The 277-nt window shown below is 74.4% G+C and carries 1 pseudogene; it reads right to left on the reverse strand.

The features are described from left to right. Positions 1–277: pseudogene (locus J7357_RS21395) on the reverse strand (hypothetical protein); the annotation flags it as partial.

A 277-nucleotide genomic window follows, 5' to 3' on the forward strand; every position in this document is an offset into this window, starting at 1 on the left:
GGCGGCGTAGGACGCCGGGCCGTTGGCGGCCGGCAGGCCGTTGTCGTACTGGCCGGATTGGCGCGCCTGCGCCGCCAGCGCGGCGCGGAAATAGCTCTCGGCCTTGCGGTTCTTGCCGGCGCTGCGGTACACGCGCCCGGCAGCGCCGAGCACCTGCGGCGGCGGTGTTGGCCGCGGCGATCAGCGTGTCCAGGTCGTTGGGCGACTGCTGCAGTTGCTGCTGGTACAGCACCAGCGCCTGGCGCTGATCGCCGGCGGCGGCGTACAGCCGCGCCAG

Source organism: Xanthomonas sp. D-109, assembly GCF_017746095.1.
Lineage (GTDB): Bacteria > Pseudomonadota > Gammaproteobacteria > Xanthomonadales > Xanthomonadaceae > Xanthomonas_A > Xanthomonas_A sacchari.